General features: G+C 72.2%; 16 protein-coding genes. 4 read left to right on the top strand and 12 right to left on the bottom strand.

Annotated elements, in window-relative coordinates; all coding sequences use genetic code 11:
• Nucleotides 1-809: 809 nt before the first annotated feature.
• Nucleotides 810-1499 carry a hypothetical protein gene (locus tag AB0389_RS13780; protein ID WP_366395573.1) on the top strand — a complete coding sequence of 230 codons (690 nt, stop codon included), beginning with the start codon at nt 810-812 and terminating at the stop codon, nt 1497-1499.
• A 139-nt stretch (nt 1500-1638) separates the two neighbouring features.
• On the top strand, nt 1639-2241 hold the full coding sequence (locus AB0389_RS13775) for a sigma-70 family RNA polymerase sigma factor (protein ID WP_366395572.1): 603 nt from the start codon (nt 1639-1641) through the stop codon (nt 2239-2241).
• A 94-nt stretch (nt 2242-2335) separates the two neighbouring features.
• Here the strand turns inward: AB0389_RS13775 and AB0389_RS13770 are convergent, their stop codons facing one another.
• The 7 genes from AB0389_RS13770 to AB0389_RS13740 form a co-directional block, all read right to left on the bottom strand.
• Nucleotides 2336-2920 carry a helix-turn-helix domain-containing protein gene (locus tag AB0389_RS13770; protein ID WP_366395571.1) on the bottom strand — a complete coding sequence of 195 codons (585 nt, stop codon included), beginning with the start codon at nt 2918-2920 and terminating at the stop codon, nt 2336-2338.
• 33 nt (nt 2921-2953) lie between these two features.
• Nucleotides 2954-4123 carry an aminotransferase class I/II-fold pyridoxal phosphate-dependent enzyme gene (locus AB0389_RS13765; protein WP_366395570.1) on the bottom strand — a complete coding sequence of 390 codons (1170 nt, stop codon included), beginning with the start codon at nt 4121-4123 and terminating at the stop codon, nt 2954-2956.
• Nucleotides 4124-4166: 43 nt separating this feature from the next.
• Nucleotides 4167-4964: an SDR family oxidoreductase gene (locus AB0389_RS13760; protein WP_366395593.1), complete on the bottom strand. Its 798-nt coding sequence runs from the start codon at nt 4962-4964 to the stop codon at nt 4167-4169.
• 63 nt (nt 4965-5027) lie between these two features.
• Nucleotides 5028-6029 (bottom strand): allophanate hydrolase, encoded by a 1002-nt coding sequence (locus tag AB0389_RS13755; protein WP_366395569.1) that lies wholly within the window; start codon nt 6027-6029, stop codon nt 5028-5030.
• Nucleotides 6026-6802, bottom strand: coding sequence for a carboxyltransferase domain-containing protein (locus AB0389_RS13750; RefSeq protein WP_366395568.1), 777 nt, complete (start codon nt 6800-6802; stop codon nt 6026-6028). The genes AB0389_RS13755 and AB0389_RS13750 overlap by 4 nt, the downstream gene beginning before the upstream one ends.
• Nucleotides 6803-6822: 20 nt before the next feature.
• Nucleotides 6823-7629, bottom strand: coding sequence for a 5-oxoprolinase subunit PxpA (locus tag AB0389_RS13745; protein ID WP_366395567.1), 807 nt, complete (start codon nt 7627-7629; stop codon nt 6823-6825).
• Between the two features lie 29 nt (nt 7630-7658).
• Nucleotides 7659-9035, bottom strand: coding sequence for an MFS transporter (locus AB0389_RS13740; RefSeq protein WP_366395566.1), 1377 nt, complete (start codon nt 9033-9035; stop codon nt 7659-7661).
• A 519-nt stretch (nt 9036-9554) separates the two neighbouring features.
• Here AB0389_RS13740 and AB0389_RS13735 point away from each other — a divergent pair.
• Complete coding sequence (locus tag AB0389_RS13735; RefSeq protein ID WP_366395565.1) at nt 9555-10190, top strand: RraA family protein; 636 nt, start codon at nt 9555-9557, stop codon at nt 10188-10190.
• The gene (locus AB0389_RS13730) at nt 10187-11257 is read left to right on the top strand and encodes a D-2-hydroxyacid dehydrogenase (RefSeq protein ID WP_366395564.1); all 1071 of its coding nucleotides are present in this window, start codon (nt 10187-10189) and stop codon (nt 11255-11257) included. The genes AB0389_RS13735 and AB0389_RS13730 overlap by 4 nt, the downstream gene beginning before the upstream one ends.
• Nucleotides 11258-11613: 356 nt before the next feature.
• Here AB0389_RS13730 and AB0389_RS13725 read toward each other — a convergent pair whose 3' ends face one another.
• The 5 genes from AB0389_RS13725 to AB0389_RS13705 form a co-directional block, all read right to left on the bottom strand.
• Nucleotides 11614-12996, bottom strand: a complete 1383-nt coding sequence (locus tag AB0389_RS13725) for an MFS transporter (protein WP_366395563.1) — start codon at nt 12994-12996, stop codon at nt 11614-11616.
• Between the two features lie 124 nt (nt 12997-13120).
• The gene (locus AB0389_RS13720; RefSeq protein WP_366395562.1) at nt 13121-13480 is read right to left on the bottom strand and encodes a metalloregulator ArsR/SmtB family transcription factor; all 360 of its coding nucleotides are present in this window, start codon (nt 13478-13480) and stop codon (nt 13121-13123) included.
• Nucleotides 13481-13519: 39 nt separating this feature from the next.
• Complete coding sequence (locus tag AB0389_RS13715; protein WP_366395592.1) at nt 13520-14077, bottom strand: sarcosine oxidase subunit gamma family protein; 558 nt, start codon at nt 14075-14077, stop codon at nt 13520-13522.
• Nucleotides 14078-14165: 88 nt separating this feature from the next.
• Nucleotides 14166-17084: a sarcosine oxidase subunit alpha family protein gene (locus tag AB0389_RS13710; protein ID WP_366395561.1), complete on the bottom strand. Its 2919-nt coding sequence runs from the start codon at nt 17082-17084 to the stop codon at nt 14166-14168.
• The gene (locus tag AB0389_RS13705; RefSeq protein WP_366395560.1) at nt 17081-17422 is read right to left on the bottom strand and encodes a sarcosine oxidase subunit delta; all 342 of its coding nucleotides are present in this window, start codon (nt 17420-17422) and stop codon (nt 17081-17083) included. The genes AB0389_RS13710 and AB0389_RS13705 overlap by 4 nt, the downstream gene beginning before the upstream one ends.
• Between the last annotated feature and the right edge of the window lie 23 nt (nt 17423-17445).

Here is a 17445-nt window from a genome sequence, read left to right as displayed (position 1 = left end):
GGACCAGCCGGCCGCGTTGCGGGCTTTCTGTAGTTTCGGCGGAATGGTCGTGCGGGTGACTCCTCCGCACCCCGTGGCAGCCTCGCTCTGGTTCTGCAACGGACGCGTGCTCATATGTCCAACCTCCCCCGCGAAGAGCGGCACCCGGCAAGGCGGCGACAGACACCGCAACGGGGGCAGGTCGTGAGCGCAGGTAGGGACTGGGGCAGCCCGATCTGTTGCAGGCGTCTGTTGCACCCTCCAGTCCGTTCGGCTGGCTGCCTCCTACGGGTAGCGACGGCGGGGCTGCAGGGGCATCAGGTCTGTCGCCGCTGATCCGGGAGTCAACCCAGAGACTGCGGAACTGGGCCCGGGCGGCCGGAGCGCGCCTGCCCCAGGGCCGCCAGGCGGAGATGCCGGACCAACCACCCACCGTGCTGGAGGCGGAGAATGCCGCTCTGTGGAGGAGAGTTTGGTGCGCGGAGAGCGCGATTGGGTACCTTGGCAGTTGACTTAACGGATGCTGGTGGACACCAACGTTGACAATACGAACCGTCAGGTCCGGTTGTCGTTCCTCGGGTAGCTGCGAGACAGAAGACGGGACCCAGGCCCGGGGTCCTCGGTCGAGGTGGGCATCCCCGGTACCCGGCGGGTGCACATCGCTCCGCCTCGTGCGGCATTCGACCCCTTGAGGGGTCGGATCGCGCGGCGGTCGGGTTCCGGGGATTCCGTGTGTCCTGCGTCACGTATTCCGGTGGGTGGAGGGGGCCGTGGGGATATTTCGGACCCGGTTCCTGTCGGACCTGAACTGGTGCGAGGATCGTGCCGACATGGATCCGGGTCGATGCTTGCGCACGGTACGGGCCGCGGTGTTCGCGGCCGTCTGTGTGCTGCTCACCGCGCTCGGGCACATCGTCATGTCCGGAACGGCCGTCCCCCGGTGGGCGTTGCTCGCCGGTGCCGTCGGTTCCGGTGTCGTGGGGTGGGTGCTGGCCGGGCGTGAGCGTGGGTTTCGTACGGTGCTCTCCGCGACCATGGCCATCCAGGCAGTGCTGCACGCGGGATTCTCGCTGGCGCAGGTGGTGGCGCAAGGGCCTTCGCCGGACGGCGGCGCGTCCCTTGTGGAGCGGTGGACGCGGTATCTGCTGTGCATGGCGCCCATGCCGGCCGAGCACGGCCCGGCCCACCACGACATGCCGGGTATGACGCACGACGCGGCCACCTCCCTCGGGCACGCCGCCGGCGGCATGCCGTCCCTAGGGATGCCGGCGGCCCACCTGCTGGCCGCGCTGCTGTGCGGCCTCTGGCTCGCTCACGGTGAGCGGGCCGCCTTCCGGGTCCTGCGCGCCTGCGCGGGCCGGCTCGTCGCGCCCCTGCGGTGGGCGCTCCGGCTGCCGACGCCCCTTCACCGACCGCGCGTTCGCGCCCGTACGGCGCACGCGGTCCGTACGCTCCGGCAGTTGCTGCTGGTGCACGTCCTCACCTCACGGGGTCCGCCTTCCGGGACCGCTGTCCGCTGACAGCCAGTTTCCCGGTCGCGCCGGTCTTCCGCCGGGCGCTCCGGGCATCGGCCACGCCTCGACGCGGGCCGTACCCACTTCACCGGGTCTGCCTCCACGAGGCTCCCGGATCCCGGATTTCGGAGAAGGACACCAGGCGATGAACTCTGCCCTGCCCTCGTATCCCTCGCACAGGAACGACGAAGCCGTCACGGACTGGGCGCTCGCCGCCCGCACCGGCGACCCGGCCGCCGTGGACCGGTTCGTACGCGCCCTGCACAGCGATGTCTGGCGCTACGTGGCCTATCTGAGCGCGGACCCGCACGCCGCCGACGACCTGACCCAGGACACCTTTCTGCGCGCCCTGGGCAGCCTGCACCGCTTCGAGGGCCGCTCGTCGGCCCGTACCTGGCTGCTGTCGATCGCGCGGCGGACCTTCGTGGACAGCCTCCGGTACGCGGCGGCCCGGCCGCGGCTGTCGGACAGTGCCGACTGGCGGTCGGCGGCGGAGCGGGCCCAGCCCCGGGGGCTGCCCGGCTTCGACGACGGTGTCGCGCTCGCGGAGCTGCTCTCCGCCGTCGCGGCGGACCGGCGCGACGCCTTCGTCCTCACCCAGATGCTCGGACTGCCGTACGCCGAGGCCGCGTCGGCCATCGGGTGCCCGGTGGGAACCGTACGTTCGCGGGTGGCGCGTGCGCGTATCGAGCTGATCGGGATGCTCGACGACGCCGAGGTGCGCGACCTGATGGGGTCGGCGGCGTGACCGGAACGGGCTGATGGCGCGGGAGCACACGGCCGTCCCGAAGGACAGGGCCGTGTGCTCCCGCGCCGCCGGTGTTGGGCCCGCCGGCCCGGCCTCAGCGCTCCTGGTCCGCAGCCGCGGCCCAGCCGGTCAGGGCGCCGCGCACCGCCGCGACCAGGCGGTCGGCGGCCTCGTCCTCGGTACGTCCGCTCTTGATGAGGTCGAGGATGTCCCGGGGGTCGAACAGTGTGTTCCACAGGAACAGGGCCTCGTCCCCGAGGTCCCCGAGCCCGAGTTCCTCGGTGGTCTGCCGCAGGGGCTCGGCGAGCGCCTCGGCCTGCGGGGTGAGATAGCCGGTGCTCTCACGCAGCCGTTCGAGGTATCCGCGGTGCGAGCGCATCTGCGCCATCGCTCCGCCGTGTTCGAGGACGAGCGACACCCAGTAGCGGGACACCGCGTCCAGCCGCACCATGCCCCGGGTCGTCTGGCGCGCGCTGAAGTCGCGCAGTTCGGAGCCGACTTGGGCACGGAACGCGTGCAGGATCTCCTCGACGGAGGAGAAGTGCCGGTAGGCCGTCGCGGTGGACACCTCGGCGTGCTTGGCGATCTCGGCCAGACTGACCGGCGTCGGTGAGTTCTCGAAGAGCAGCGCGGCGGCCTTGATGAGGTGCCTGCGGTTGCGCTCGGTGTCACTGCGCATGGGTCGACTCCCCTGTTGCCTGCGGTACGGCGGTCACCGGAGGGCGGCGAGACCGCGGGCCAGCCGGCGGACGCCCTCGGTGATGGACTCCGGTCCCGCAGCGTACGACAGCCGCAGATGGCCCTCGCCCCGGGCGCCGAACTCGCTTCCCGGCCGCACGGCGACGCCGTGGGTGCGCAGCGCGGCGACGACCCGGTCCGAGGGCAGGTCGAGGTCGTAGCGCGGGAACTGGTAGAACGCGCCCTCCGGCGCGCTGAGGGTGAGGCCCGGGACCTTGGCCAGCTCCGCGCGCATGATCTCGCCGCGTTCCCGGTACGCGGCGCGCATCCGGGCGATGTCGGCGTCGCAGCTCAGCACGGCGGCGAGCGCGGCGTCCTGGACGAAGGTGTTCATGGAGCCGTTGAAGGTGTTGTGGATCCGCGCGGACGCCTGGATGACCGGCGACGGGCCCCAGAGGTAGCCGACACGCCAGCCGGTCATCGCGTAGCTCTTGGAGAAGGTCTGGCAGTGGACCGTACGGTCGCGCAGGCCGTCGACGGCGACCGCGGAGGTGAACGGCCGGCCGGTGTAGTCGAGGTCGGCGTACGCCTCGTCGGAGATGACGATCGTGGACGTCCCCTCCAACATGCCCGCGAGCGCTTCGAGTTCGTCGCGGCTGTGCACGATCCCGGTCGGGTTGACCGGATTGCAGAACACGAAGAGCTTGGCGTCCGTGAGGGCGTCGGCCAGCCGGTCGAGGTCCCAGTGCAGGTCCGGCGCGAGCGGTACGGGTACGACGACACCGCCGGCCATGCTCACCAGGTCGGCGTAGAGCGAGTACGTGGGGTCAGGGACGACCACCTTGTCGCCGGGGCCGACGACGGCGAGGATCGACGCGGCGAGACCGGCGGTGCCGCCCTGGGTGATCAGGACGTCGGCGGCGGAGGCCGGTGCCCCGGCGGTGCCGGTGAGCTTCTCGGCGAGCGCCTCGCGCAGCGCCGGTTCGCCGAACAGCGGTGAGTAGTGGGTGCGTCCGGCGCGGAGCGAGGCGAGGGCGGCCTCGGTCACCGCTTCGGGTGTGTCGAAGCCGGGCTCGCCCATGGCGAGGGAGACGAGGTCGCCCCCGGACTGGGGCTGTTGTGTCCGGCGGGAGGCCGCGGCGATCCGGGCGACGGCCTCGGCGGGCGCGAAGGGGGCCGGCGGTGTGGTGACGGTGGGCGGCATGTGTTCCTCCTGGAGGCTAGTGCCGGTCACAGCACTAGAGGTGTCAGACCTGGGGTGAGGCGTCGGCGGGGGCGCCCGCCCTGCGGCTGATCTCGAGGTCGGCCGAGGTGTCGCGCTGCCGGGTGGGGGCCACGACGATCTCCTGGAGCACGACCCGCTGGGGAAGGGTTACCGCGAGGCGGATCGCCTCCGCCACATCCTCGGGACGCACCATGTGGGCGCGTTCCTCGGCGGCCGGCGGCCGGGCCCGGTTGTCCAGGATGGGGGTGTCCGCCTCGCCGGGCAGCACGGTGATGGCCCGCAGGCCCTCGTTGCGGAAGGTGTTGTGCAGGAAGGTCATGAAGTTGCGGACACCGGCCTTGGCCGCGCCGTAGGCGGCCCCGCCGAGCAGGTTGGGGTTGACGGCGGCGAGCGAGGAGACGGTGACGATCGTTCCGGTGCGGCGGCCGAGCATGTCGGGGAGCACGGCCTGGGTGAGCTGGAAGACCGCCGTGAGGTTGACGTCGAGAACGTGTCGCCACTCGTCGTGCGGCAGCCACTGCGGGTTGAGCACCGTCGACGCGCTTCCCGCGTTGTTGACCAGGATGTCGACCGGGCCGAGTTCGGTGTGGACGTGGTCGAGGACGCGTGCCACATCGTCCGCGCGGGTGATGTCCGCCGCGATCGCGTGGGCGGTTCCGCCGTCGGCCCTGATCGTGTCCCGGACGGCGTCGAGCGCCTGCTGCCGGCGGCCGACGAGGACGACGGTGGCACCGTCCCGGGCGAGCAGCCGCGCGGTCTCCAGCCCCATTCCGCTGCCGGCTCCCGTGATGAGCGCGGTGCGGCCGGCCAACGTCTCCAATGTCACCGTTCCTCCTCCGTCTACGAATTGAGATTCAAGTACCAAATGAGAATATCTTCTCATCTACTGCCGGGGCAAGGGTGTCGCGAGACCGAGTGCGCCGAACGCCCCCGCGACCGCGCGTTCGAGCATCCGCACCTCGCGTTCCCGCTCCGCGTGAGCGCGGAGCGAGGTCTCCCGGTCGACCCAGCGGAACCGCAGCTCCCGCCCCGGTCCGGCCTGCCCCAGCAGGGGGAGCGAGGCCCGCGAGGCGACTCCGACGATCGGGTAACCGGCCGTCAGACTCCGGTATCTGCCCAGCACGATGAGCTCGTCCGCGTGTGGAATCTGGAGGGCCCCGACCGGTACGCCGTGGGACACGATCTCGGTGTCGGTGTCCGGATGGCGTACAGGACCGTCGAGCCGCAGTCCGACATGGTTGGACCGGGGGGTGACGACATAGGCCGACTCCTCGATGACCTCGCGGACCCCGGGAATGGCGTGGATCCCCGGGCTCTCGACGACATCGATGGTCCAGGGCCCTTCCGGGCAGCGCAGGGCGGGGACGGGGAGCCGGAACAGCGGCGGCTCGAAGAACGCGCGCCGGAAACGCCGGAACTCCGTCTCCAGCGGCAGTCTCGCGCCCCGGGTGAGGATCTGCCCGAACCCCATCCGCGCGTCCGGCGCCGCGCTGCCGAGGAAGGTCTCCGCGCCGATCGCGCCGTTCACGGCCAGATACGTACGGGTTCCCCGGCCGGTGTCGCAGCGGACCCGGATCTCGCGGCCCGCCGGCACCACCACCGGCGACCAGTCACCGGCCATCGCGCCGTCGACGCTCACCCGGGCGGGCGCGCCGGCCACGGCGACCAGGACGTCCCGGTCGGGTACGAGCGCCAGCTCGCCCCCGAGGTTCTCGATCAGCGTCGCGCCGCGCGGATTGCCCACGAGGACGTTCGCGACGGCCGCGGAGTGCTGGTCGGCCGCGCCGCCGGTGGGCACACCGCGCCGCTCGGCGTCCCGGCGGCCCAGATCCTGGAGCGTGGTGAGCCACCCCGTGCCGGTGATGTCGAGGCTCACGGCCGTCATGCCCGCACCTCCACCGGCAGCAGGAAGCCCGCGTCCAGCGCCGCCGCCTCGTCCCTCGTGACGGGGACGAACCGTACGAGATCCCCCGTGCCGAACGCGACCGGATCCGGGCGGGAGATGTCGACGATGGTGTGCGGCGTACGCCCGACCACCCGCCAGCCGGTCGGGCCCGGAAACGGCTGGATGATCGCGTTCGTACCGGCGATCATGACCGCGCCCGGCGCGACGTCCGTACGCGGCTCGGCGCGCCGGCGCACCGGCCGCGGCACCCTGAGCCCGTCCATCATCGGAGCCATCGCCGCGCCCAGGAGGGCGATGGTGAACGTGGACTCCGCGATCGCCTCGACCACTTCGGCCGGGGCGAGGCCCACCTCCTCGGCGACGGCCGCCAGATCGGGCCCGGCCGTCTCGTCGAAGACGACCGGGACGTCGAACCGGCGGACCGGCCGCGCCTGCCGTCCCGGATCGCCTGCCGGTATCCGTTCCGTCAGCAGCCGGGCCGCGTGGACGACATGCGGGAGCGCGGTCTCCAGCGGGTCGAACTCGATGAGCAGCGATTCGAGGCCGGAGACGACATCGAGCACACCGTGCGGGCGGTACGCCAGGAACCGGTCGCGGAAGGCCGTGATCGTGGACCTGCGCACCGCACTGTCGGTGTGGGGGACGGTGACCATCACCGCCGAGTCCCCGAAGGGTTCGACGGTGAGCGCGACGGCCGCGGCGGCGGTGGCACTGGCGGTGGCACTGGCGGTGGTGAGCGGTGCAGTGGTCATGGGAGATTGTGCGCGCACCCTCAACGGGCGAGCGCCACCTCCGCCTTCTCGGCGAGGACGTCCCGCAGGCCCGCGACGCGGACGCCCGCCGCGTCGAGCGCGGCACGCAGCGCGATGCCGTTGTCGAGCACGGTGGGGTGGTCCCCGTGGAGCAGCAGCACATCCGCGTCGTGGCCGAGCGGCACGATGTTGCCGTCGACCGAGCGCACGGTGCCCTCCCGTACGACCTGGACGGCACGCTCGCCGATGAGCGCGGGGTCGTGGACCAGGCCCTGCGGGTGCGAGCGCGGTACGGGCATGCCGTCGTCGCCGTAACCGCGGTCCGCCAGGAACACGTAACCGACCTCCAGGCCGCGCTTGCGCGACTCCTCGGCGAGCAGGCCGCGCTGACAGATCACGATGTAGTCGGAGTTGTACGCGGCGATCGCGTCCGTGATGGCGCGGGCGTGCGGGGCGTCGGTCTGCGCGATCGAGCCCATGCGGCCGTGCGGCGCCACATGGCTGATCGTGCCGCCGTGCACACGGGCGAAGGCGTCGAGCGCGCCGAGCTGGTAGAGGACGTCGGTGCGGATCTCCTCCTCCGACGCCTCGATGAGCCTGCGGCCGAATCCGACGAGGTCGGGGTAGCCGGGGTGGGCGCCGAGTTCGATGCCGCGGGCGACGCAGTCGGCGACGGTCCGGTCGATGATGCGCGGGTCGCCGGCGTGGAAGCCGCAGGCGATGTTCGAGGCGGTGACGAGGCCGAGGAGGGCGTCGTCGTCGCCGATCGTGTAGTTGCCGAAGCTCTCGCCGAGGTCGGCGACGACGGCTACCGAGTTGATTCCCATGGTGTCCTCCCGGAGGGGTGGTGTGCGGTTCAGTGGGTGGCGAGCGGCCGGCCCTTGGTCTCGCGCAGGAACGCGAGGGTGACCAAGGTGATCGTGGCGGTGATGATGGAGGCGAACGCCGGGATCAGGTTGGACCCGGTCGACTCGATGAGTGTGGTCATCAGGAGCGGCGCGCTGCCGCCGAAGATGATCGTCGAGATGCTGAACCCGATGCTGTACGCGGAGTAGCGAACGGTGGTCGGGAACAGTTCGGCGAGCACGGTGTGGACCACCGCCGCGTGGCCGGAGAACGCGATCGCCAGCACGGTGGTGCCGATGCACGCGAGGGCGAACTCGCCGGTGGTGATGAGCAGGAACATCGGGTACGAGACCACGGCCATCGCGACGGCGGAGAGGGTGAGCACCGGTTTGCGGCCGATACGGTCCGACAGCCGGGCCATGAGCGGGATACAGATCACGATGGCGACCAGGCTGACCGCGGTGACCATGAGCGCGCGCAGCATCGAGAAGTTGTGGTCGCCGAGCGAGGTCTTCAGATAGGTCGGCATGTAGACGAACAGCAGGTAGTAGCCGGGGCCGTTGAGCGCGGGCAGGAAGATCGTGAGCGCGATCGCCTTCAGGTGCCGAGGGGAGGTCAGCGCGGCCTTCAGCGGGTTGCGCACGACGGTGTTCTGGGCGCGGAGCGCGGTGAAGTGCGGGGTCTCCTCCAGCTGGCGGCGGATGTAGAAGCCGACGTAGCCGAGCGGGACGGCGAGCAGGAACGGGATCCGCCAGGCCCAGGAGGCCATGGCGTCGTCGCCGAGGGTGGTGATGAGGACGGCGGAGAAGGCGCTGCCGAACATGAGGGCGACGAACGAGCCGACGGCGATGAAACTCATCATGTAGTTGCGCCGGGTGTCCGGGGCGTACTCGCCGACGAAGGACATGGCGCCGGCCACCTCGCCGCCCGCCGAGAAGCCCTGCAGCACACGGAGCAGGACGAGGAGGACGGGCGCGGCGGTGCCGATGGCGGCGGAGGAGGGGATGAGCCCGATGGCCGCCGTCGCGGCGGAGATCAGCACCAGGAGGGTGGCCAGGAGGGTCTTGCGGCCCATCCGGTCCCCGAGGTATCCGCAGATGACGCTGCCGAAGGGGCGCGCGATAAAGCTGACCAGGAAACCGACGTTGGTGAGGAAGAGCCCTCCGGCCTCGGCCTCGCCCATGATGTTGATCGCGAGGTAGGTGACGAGCAGGCCGTAGATGCCGTAGTCGTACCACTCCACGAACGAGCCGATCGCGCCGGCGACGGTGGCCTTGCGGACGACCTTGCCGTCCGCGGTGACGACGTCGGCCCCGGCCGCGCCGGGATGGTCCGCCGCGGTCTGCTGAGGGTCTGACGCTATGCCGAGCCGATCTGACGTTGTCATGACGTTCGCCTTCGGTGTCGCGGACTCCTGGAACGGTGTCCTGAGAATCGTGCGCTGAACGTGGTCGCGGCCGGCGGCCGCCCCTGTGCCGAGGTGGTGCGCCGGCGTTCCGGGTCCTCGTGGGAAGGCGACGGCGGCGTTTCGGTGCGTCGGATTCACCGGGGTGACGGCCCCGGGGCCGTCACCGCACACCGAGCGGTACCAAGTTGAGACTTGGGTCGCGAATGAGAATAGATTCGCATTCTGGGAGCGGTCAAGGATCTGTGTTGCCCCGAAGTTAACCTTCCGCTTCCATCGCGCTTCCGCCCCGGACGGGCGGAAGAGGCCCGCGGGCCGGCCCTCCGTCGGCCCTTGTCTCGTGGCGCGGATGGATGCACACTGTCTCTTGCGAAACGCGAAAGCTTTCGCATTTTATCGCCGGGGCGGGTCGGGACCCGAGCAACTCACCTATGGGGAAAGCCGGTCGGTCGATACGCACGGGCCGTCCTCCGCGCCCCCACCCATCCCAAGGAGACCGTGATGTCCCACGACAACGTACGGGTGAACACCGCGTGGCAGCGCGCCGACCGCCATGTGCTCGATCAGTTCCGTGAACACTCCGTGGCCAACCTTGGTGACGCCCTCGACCGGCTGAACATCGTCGACGGGGGTATCGCGCCGGTCTGGACCGGGGCCAGGGCCGTCGGCACAGCGCTCCCGGTGCTCACCGTCGCGGGCGACAACAAGGCCGTGATCGCCGCGCTCGAACACATCCGCCCCGGCGACATCCTTGTCATCAACGCCTTCGGCTACGACGGCCGGGCCGTCGTCGGCGACAACCTCGCCCAGCGATTCGCCGTGTACGGCGCCGTCGGCGCGGTGGTGGACGGCTATGTGCGCGACGGCGCGATCATCGAGAAGCTCGGTGTGCCGGTCTTCGCGCGCGGGCTCACCCCCGCCGGTCCGTTCAAGAACGGCCCCGGCACGATCGGCGAACCGGTCGCCATCGGCGGCGTCGTGGTGAATCCGGGTGACATCGTCGCCGCCGACGAGGACGGGGTCATCGTCATTCCGCCGCACCGGGCGGACGAGGCGCTCGCGGCGGTCAAGGAGATCGTCGCCCGTGAAGCCGAACTCGACGCCGAGGTCGAGGCGCTGCGGAGCAGGCTCGCGTGAGGGCGCCGGAACACCTGCCGGGGGACCGGCTGCGGGTCGCGGTCGCGGCGCCGCTGTCCGAGGAGAACCGCGCCCGCGTCCTGGAGCTGGAACCGCGGATCGATCTCGTCGTCGACCACACGCTCCTGCCGCCGATGCGCTGGCCCGCCGACTTCGCCGGCGACCCGTCCTGGCGGCGTACCCCCGGGCAGCAGCGTGCCTTCGAGGCGGCCGTCGACTCGGCCGACGCGCTGTACGGCATTCCCGACGCGGAGCCGTCCGCCCTGGCCAGAGCCGTCCGCGCCAACCCGCGCCTGCGCTGGGTGCACACCATGGCGGCGGGTGGCGGGAGCCAGGTCGGGGCCGCCGGGCTCGACGGCGACGAGCTCGGCCGGGTCCGGTTCACCACCTCGGCCGGTGTGCACGGCCGGCCGCTCGCCGAGTTCGCCGTCTTCGGTGTGTTCGCGGGCGCCAAGGACCTGCCCCGGCTGAACGTCCAGCAGCGCCACCGCGAGTGGAGCGGCCGCTGGACCATGCGGCAGGTCAGCGAGCAGACCGTGCTGGTGCTCGGCCTCGGCGGGATCGGCCGGGTCGTCGCCGCGAAGCTGCACGCGCTGGGCGCGACCGTCATCGGCACGAGCAGACGAGCGGTCACCGTCGACGGTGTGGCCGAAGTGGTACATCCCGACCGCATCGTCGAGGTGGCACCGGCGGTGGACGCCGTCGTGAACACACTGCCCGGCACCGCGGCGACCGAACACCTCCTCGGGAGAAGGTTCTTCGACGCCCTGCGGCCCGGCGCCTCCCTCGTCAACGTCGGCCGGGGAACCGTCGTCGACGAGGCCGCCCTGATCGACGCGCTGGACTCGGGCCGTGTCGGATTCGCCGCGCTGGACGTCTTCGAGACGGAACCGCTGCCGGCCGGCAGCCCGCTCTGGGACCACGACCGGGTGCTGGTGAGCCCGCACACCGCCGCGCTCGACGCCGCGGAGGACCGTCTCATCGCGGAACTCTTCGCCGCCAACGCCACCCGGCTCCTGGACGGGCGGGACCTGATCAACCGCGTGAACACCGTCGAGTTCTACTGACCGCTCCCTACTGGCCGCCGCCACCCGGCATGGGCGGGATCGGCGCTCCCCCGTAGCACTCCTTCATCGGGGAGACGGGGAGACGGGGAGACGGGGGGAAGGGGGCTCGCGTTGGCGGGGGACAGGCCGTCCAGGACGAGTACGACGCAGCGCCGCCAGCCGTCGCTCGGCGGATCCATGTTCCACAGCAGCGATCGCCACCGAGTTCACCCGCGAGAGCGCGCTGCAACGCAAGCTCGTGGAGTCCCCGCTGGTCAGGGTCCTGCTCCTCACTCCCGAACAGGGCGCCGAACCCCTGCTGCACCTGGCCGCCGTCGCCGACGCGCAGTCCGTCAACGGCGCCTGCTTCCACCGGCTCAGCCGCGGGGAGCCCCGGAACGAGCAGGCCCGCGACCCGGAGTCCGCCCGGCGGCTGTGGGAGCTGTCGGCGGAGCTGACCGGCGTGCCGGTGCTTCCGCGGAGGTAGCCGGAAGGGTCACGCAGGGCCCTCCGGCCGGGAGTTCGCTGCCCGGACGGCCGGTCCTGGCGGGGTCCGTACGCGGCCAGAGCGCCAGCGCGGTGACGGCGGCGGCCAGGGCGACAACGGCCAGCGCGGTGGCCGCCACGGGCATCCCCGCCCCGGCCGCCAGCCACCCCGCGAGCGGATAGGTGAGCAGCCAGCAGCCGTGGGACAGGGAGAACCGCGCGGCGAAGACGGCGGGCAGGTCGGCGTCCGTGGCGGAGCGGCGCAGCAGCCGCCCCGACGGGGTGAGGACCACGGAGGCGGCGGTGCCGAGGAGCGCCCAGGCGACGAGCAGCGCCGGCCAGGCCCAGGGGCCCGGCGCGACGGCCGTGCCGAGCGCGAGGACGGTCAGGAGGCCGGCCGTCGCGAAGGCCGCGGGCAGCATCAGCGCCCGGTCGCTGACCCGTTCGAGCAGCCGCGGCAGCACCAGGGCCGCGGTCAGCGAGCCGGCTCCGTACGCGCCGAGCGCCAGGGAGACATCGCCGACGGCCCGGCCCAGGTGGTCCCGGACCAGGACGACCGTGTTGACGGTGACCATGGCGCCGCCCGCCGCGACCGCCAGATCCAGCGGCAGCAGCGCGCGGAGCCGGGGGGTGGCGAGGAAGAGCCGGGTCCCGGAGGACACCTTCGCGAACACACCGCCGGCCCGTTCCGCGGATGCGGGGACGGGCGTCGGCAGCAGTACGGAGACCACCAGCGCGCCGGAGGCCAGAAAACCCGCGGTGGTGCCCGCGAAGAGCCAGTTGTACGACATCACGGAGAGCAGGGCCGCCGCGAGGGCGGGGCTGAGCAGGCTCTCCAGGTCGTACGCGAGCCGGGAGAGCGACAGCGCCCGGGTGTAGTCGCGCTCGGCGGGGAGGACCAGCGGAATCGTCGCCTGGAACGCCGGGGTGAAGGCGGCCGAGGCGCACTGGAGCACGAAGACCAGGACATAGACCTGCCACACCTGGCTCACGAAGGGCAGAGCGAGGGCCACGGCGGCCCGGGTCAGATCCATCGAGACCAGCAGGGTGCGCCGGGGCAGCCGGCCGGCCAGCGCGCCGACGACGGGCGCGACCCCCACGTACGCGACCATTTTGACCGCCAGGGCCGTGCCGAGCACGGCGGACGCGTCCGCCCCGGCCAGGTCGTGGGCGAGCAGGCTCAGTGCCACGGTGGCCAGCCCGGTCCCCACGAGGGCGATGACCTGGGCGGTGAAGAGGTGCCGGTAGGTGCGGTCGCGCAGCACGGTGAGCAAGCAGACACCTCCTGGGTCGAGGGCGGGCGCGCGGCCCTCAATCTAATGCATGTGTGCGCACCTGTGCACATGTTGGAGGTGAGGAGACGCGAAGTGCCCCGCCGGACGGGATCGCCGGACGGGATCAGTCGTGCCAGGGTTCCCCGGTGACCTGGTGGTGGGCGTGGCTGATCGCCTCCACCACCAGGCGGCGCAGATGGCCGTCCGTGAGCGCGTAGACGACATGGCGGCCGTCCTTGCGCGAGCGCACCAGCTCCGCGAGGCGCAGCTTGGCCAGATGCTGGCTCACGGCGGGCCGCGCCGCGTCGCACGCCGCCGCCAGCGCGGTCACGTCCGCCTCCCCCCGGGTCAGCAGCCACACCAGGTGCAGCCGTGTCGGATCGGAGAGCAGCGAGAAGACCGACGCCGCCGCGGTGAGTTCGCGGACGCCGGGGGTGTGCTGATGCGCATCGTGCGCTGGTGAGGGTTGCTGGCGACCGGGCATGGACACATCGTAGGCGCGCGACGAACAACGCCGAGGCGGCTAGGGCAGCTCCGGGCCGCGGTACTCGCTCATCGCGTCGATCAGCCAGCGTGCCAGATAGTCGGCGAACGAGGAGCGCGGGTACAGCCGGTACGTCGGGGCGTCGTCGACCTGCTGGAGCAGCACCGCGACGGGGCCCACCGTGGTCGACACCGCCCGGCCGGGACCGAAGGCCCGGGGATGCAGGTCCAGCGGGCAGCCCTTCTCCAGCACCTGCCGCGCGGCCGGGCCGCTCAGCTCCAGTGTGGTGCGGTTCGCCGAGACGTCCACCACTGAGCCCGAGCCCGGGTCCCCGCCGAGCGCCTCTCCCAACTCGGCCGCCACGGCGGCCGATTCGTCCGTGGACAGGACGAGCCACTCGTCGGGGCCGAGCCACACGACCGTACGCGGGCCGGCCGTGGCGGTGTGGCCGCACCGCCCGGGGAGCGGCGTCCCCAGGGTCTTCCCGATACGGTCGGCCGCCTCGGAGGCGGGGTCGACGCGCAGGTTGACCATGGTGAGGAACGGGCGCTCGGCCAGCGTGACGCCACGGGCGCCGGTGACGGCGGCGGCGCGCATCCGTTCCGCCAGATGCGCCAGCGGGCTTCCGCGCAGGCCCGCGAGGCCCGCGCCCGCGCCCGCACCGGTGCCGGTGCCGGTCGTCGGATCAGCCATCTCGCCTGGTCCCTTCGGGGTCGTAGAGCACGGAGTCGGCCACCAGGACGGGCACCAGCTCCTCGCCCACCGGGGCGAGCAGGGTCTCGCCGATCCTCGACCGCCCACCGGCGACGAGGGCGAGGGCGAAGGGGCGGCCGAGGGCCGGACTGTAGTAGCTGGACGTGACATGGCCGAGCATCGGCACCGGTCCCGCGTCCGGTGTGACGGGCACGCCGGGCGCGATGAGCTGGGTGCCCTCCGGCAGCCGCGTGCGGCGGTCGCACGGCAGCAGACCGACCAGCTGTCTGCGGTCGGCGCGGGAGGTGTCGGCGCGGGAGTGTGACCGCTTGCCGATGAAGTCCTTCTGTTTCGACACCACCCACTCCATGCCCGCGTCCTGCGGGGTGACGGTGCCGTCGGTGTCCTGGCCGACAATGATGAAACCCTTCTCGGCGCGCAGGACATGCATGGTCTCGGTGCCGTACGGGGTGATGCCGTGGGGCCGCCCGGCCTCGTACACCTGCTCCCAGACGGCCCGGCCGTACCACGCGGAGACATTGATCTCGTAGGCGAGCTCGCCGGAGAAGGAGATCCGGCAGATACGTGCCGGGATCCCGGAGGCCAGGGTGGTCTCGCGGAACGCCATGAAGGGGAACGCCTCGGCGGACAGGTCGAGTTGGGGCGCGAGCGGGGCGACGACCTCGCGCGCCCGGGGGCCGACGACGGCGATCGTCGTCCACTGCTCGGTCACCGAGGTGCAGTGGACGTCGAGTCCGGGCCACTCGGTCTGGAGCCACTCCTCCAGCCAGTCCAGGACGCCGGCCGCGCCACCGGTCGTGGTCGTCATGAAGTAGCGGTTCTCGTCGAGGCGCAGCGTCACACCGTCGTCGAGGATCATTCCGTCGGTCCCGCACATCACACCGTAGCGGGCGAGTCCGGGCCTGAGCTTCTTGAAGGCGTTGGTGTAGACGCGGTTGAGGAACTCGCCCGCGTCGGCGCCCCGGATCTCGATCTTGCCGAGGGTGGAGGCGTCCATGACCGCCACCGACTCACGGGCCGCGCGGCACTCGCGGGCCACCGCCGTGTCCATGTCCTCACCCGGCCGGGGGTAGTACCGGGGGCGCTTCCACTGCCCGACGTCCTCGAACACCGCCCCGTGCGCGATGTGCCAGTGGTGGACGGCGGTCGTACGCTCCGGATCGAACAGCTCGCCGCGCTCCCGCCCGGCCAGGGCGGCGAAGGCCACCGGTGTGTACGGCGCCCGGTAGGTGGTGGTGCCGATCTCCCCGGGTGACGCGCCCGTGCCGAGGACCTCGGCGATCACACCGATGGCGTTGACACCGGATGTCTTGCCCTGGTCGCCCGCGGTGCCGAGCGAGGTGTAGCGCTTGATGTGCTCGGCACCGCGCATGCCGGTGCCGGTGGCCCGCCGGATGTCGGCGACCGTGACATCGCGCTGGAGATCGACGAAGTGGGTGTCCTCACCGCCGGTTCCGTTGCCACTGCCACTGCCACTGCCACTGCCACTGCCACTGGCACCGTCGGTCGCGGGCACCAGCCACACCGCGCGCACCGGACCCCCTGACCTGGCCTCTTCGGACGGCGGCGCCGGTACGGGAACCGGGAACCCGGCGTCCGTCGCCGCCCGCGCGCCGGCCCGCGCGCCTTCGGCCAGGCAGCCGTCGAGCCCGTACGTTCCCCGGGCCGCGCCGACGACCCGCTGGTCCCGTACCGCTCCGTCGGGGACGAAGGCGGCCAGGTCCTCGTCCCAGCGCAGCCGGCCCTGGCGCTGGCTGTGCAGATGCGTCACCGGGCTCCACCCGCCCGAGACGGCCAGCAGGTCGCAGTCGAACGACTCGGGGGTGCCGGTGAGTTGGCCCCGGTCGTCGAGGCCCTGGACGGTGACCCCGGTCAGGCGCCCGTCGCCCGCGCTACCGACCACCGCGCTGCCCGTGCATACCCGTACCCCCGTCGCCCCGGCGACCTCGGCGGCCCGGCGGGAGAGTACGGGACGCGCGTCCACGACGGCGGCGACGGCGATCCCGGCGGCGCGGAGATCGGCGACCGTGTCGTAGGCGCTGTCGTTGGTCGTGCTCACCACGGCCCGCGAACCCGGGGCCACGGCATACCGGTTGAGGTACGTGCGCACCGCCCCGGCGAGCATCACACCGGGGCGGTCGTTGCCGGCGAAGACCAGCGGGCGTTCGTGCGCGCCGGTCGCCAGGATCACCTGACGCGCCCGGATGTGCCACAGCCGCTGGCGCGAGACGCCCGCGGACGGTCCGGGGGCGCCGGCGCCGAGGTGGTCGGTGCGGCGTTGCAGGGCCAGTACGTAGTTGTCGTCGTACGAGCCGAACGCCGTGGTGCGGTGCAGGACGACGGCCTCGGCGGCGGCGTCGAGCGCCGCGCGCGCTTCGGCCGCCCACGCCGGTCCGCTCCGCCCGGAGAGGAGTGAACCGCCGGACTCGGGCCGCTCGTCGACGAGGATCACCCGGGCGCCGGAGCCGGCGGCGGTGGCGGCGGCCGTCAGTCCGGCCGGTCCCGCGCCGACGACCAGAACGTCGGTGTGGACGTACTTCTTGTCGTGGACGGCGGAGTCGGGGGCCGGGTCGAGCCGGCTCCGCCCGGACAGCGTGGTGGCGGACAGCCCGTTGTACAGCTCCACCGTCGTCGCCGGGAGCATGCCCTCCGCGCACGGACCCTCGATCCGTACCAGGGCGTTGGGCTCCTCGGCACTGGCGGAGACGATCCCGCGCGGGCGACCGCGGTAGATCGACGGAGCGACCTCGACGAGCCCGTTCGCGAGCATCGCCGAGGCGACGGTGTCACCGGGATGGCCGGTCAGCTCCCGCCCGTCGACGGTGAACCGCAGCACGGTGGCGCGGTCGATCCGGCCCCCCTGCCGGAGCCGGAAGCGCTGGTCGGTCATCGGTCGCCTCCGGTCCTGGGCAGTTCGGGGCGTGGCGGCTCGTGGCGTGGCGGTTCGTGGCGTGGCGGTTCGGGGCGCGGCTCGCCGGGCCGGTAGGAGGCCAGCACCTCGTAAGTGACGGTGTCCCGTACGACGTTGAACCAGCGGCGGCAGCCGGTGCTGTGCATCCACCGCTCGGCGAAGGGGCCCTTGGGGCTCTCGCGGTAGAACACGTACTCGGCCCACTGCCGGTCGTCGAGGTCGGCGGGGCTCTCGGGGTGGGGGACATGGGCCTGTCCGCCGTAGTGGTACTCGGTCTCGTCGCGCGGTCCGCACCAGGGACAGCTGATCAGCAGCACGGTGTCCTCCTCAGCACGGTGTC

This window comes from Streptomyces sp. NPDC093109 (genome assembly GCF_040701725.1).
GTDB lineage: Bacteria > Actinomycetota > Actinomycetes > Streptomycetales > Streptomycetaceae > Streptomyces.
The sequence above is the reverse complement of the archived record's forward strand: the minus strand, read 5'-3'. Positions and strand labels throughout refer to the sequence as shown.

Bases quoted from the DNA above. Each gene is read 5' to 3' on its own strand.
- AB0389_RS13770 (WP_366395571.1), bottom strand. From the start codon at position 2,920: ATGCGCAGTGACACCGAGCGCAACCGCAGGCACCTCATCAAGGCCGCC.
- AB0389_RS13715 (WP_366395592.1), bottom strand. From the start codon at position 14,077: ATGCGCGCCGCCGCCGTCACCGGCGCCCGTGGCGTCACGCTGGCCGAG.
- AB0389_RS13735 (WP_366395565.1), top strand. From the start codon at position 9,555: ATGTCCCACGACAACGTACGGGTGAACACCGCGTGGCAGCGCGCCGAC.
- AB0389_RS13750 (WP_366395568.1), bottom strand. From the start codon at position 6,802: ATGACCACTGCACCGCTCACCACCGCCAGTGCCACCGCCAGTGCCACC.
- AB0389_RS13720 (WP_366395562.1), bottom strand. From the start codon at position 13,480: ATGCCCGGTCGCCAGCAACCCTCACCAGCGCACGATGCGCATCAGCAC.
- AB0389_RS13745 (WP_366395567.1), bottom strand. From the start codon at position 7,629: ATGGGAATCAACTCGGTAGCCGTCGTCGCCGACCTCGGCGAGAGCTTC.
- AB0389_RS13740 (WP_366395566.1), bottom strand. From the start codon at position 9,035: ATGACAACGTCAGATCGGCTCGGCATAGCGTCAGACCCTCAGCAGACC.
- AB0389_RS13775 (WP_366395572.1), top strand. From the start codon at position 1,639: ATGAACTCTGCCCTGCCCTCGTATCCCTCGCACAGGAACGACGAAGCC.
- AB0389_RS13755 (WP_366395569.1), bottom strand. From the start codon at position 6,029: ATGACGGCCGTGAGCCTCGACATCACCGGCACGGGGTGGCTCACCACG.
- AB0389_RS13780 (WP_366395573.1), top strand. From the start codon at position 810: ATGGATCCGGGTCGATGCTTGCGCACGGTACGGGCCGCGGTGTTCGCG.
- AB0389_RS13710 (WP_366395561.1), bottom strand. From the start codon at position 17,084: ATGACCGACCAGCGCTTCCGGCTCCGGCAGGGGGGCCGGATCGACCGC.
- AB0389_RS13765 (WP_366395570.1), bottom strand. From the start codon at position 4,123: ATGCCGCCCACCGTCACCACACCGCCGGCCCCCTTCGCGCCCGCCGAG.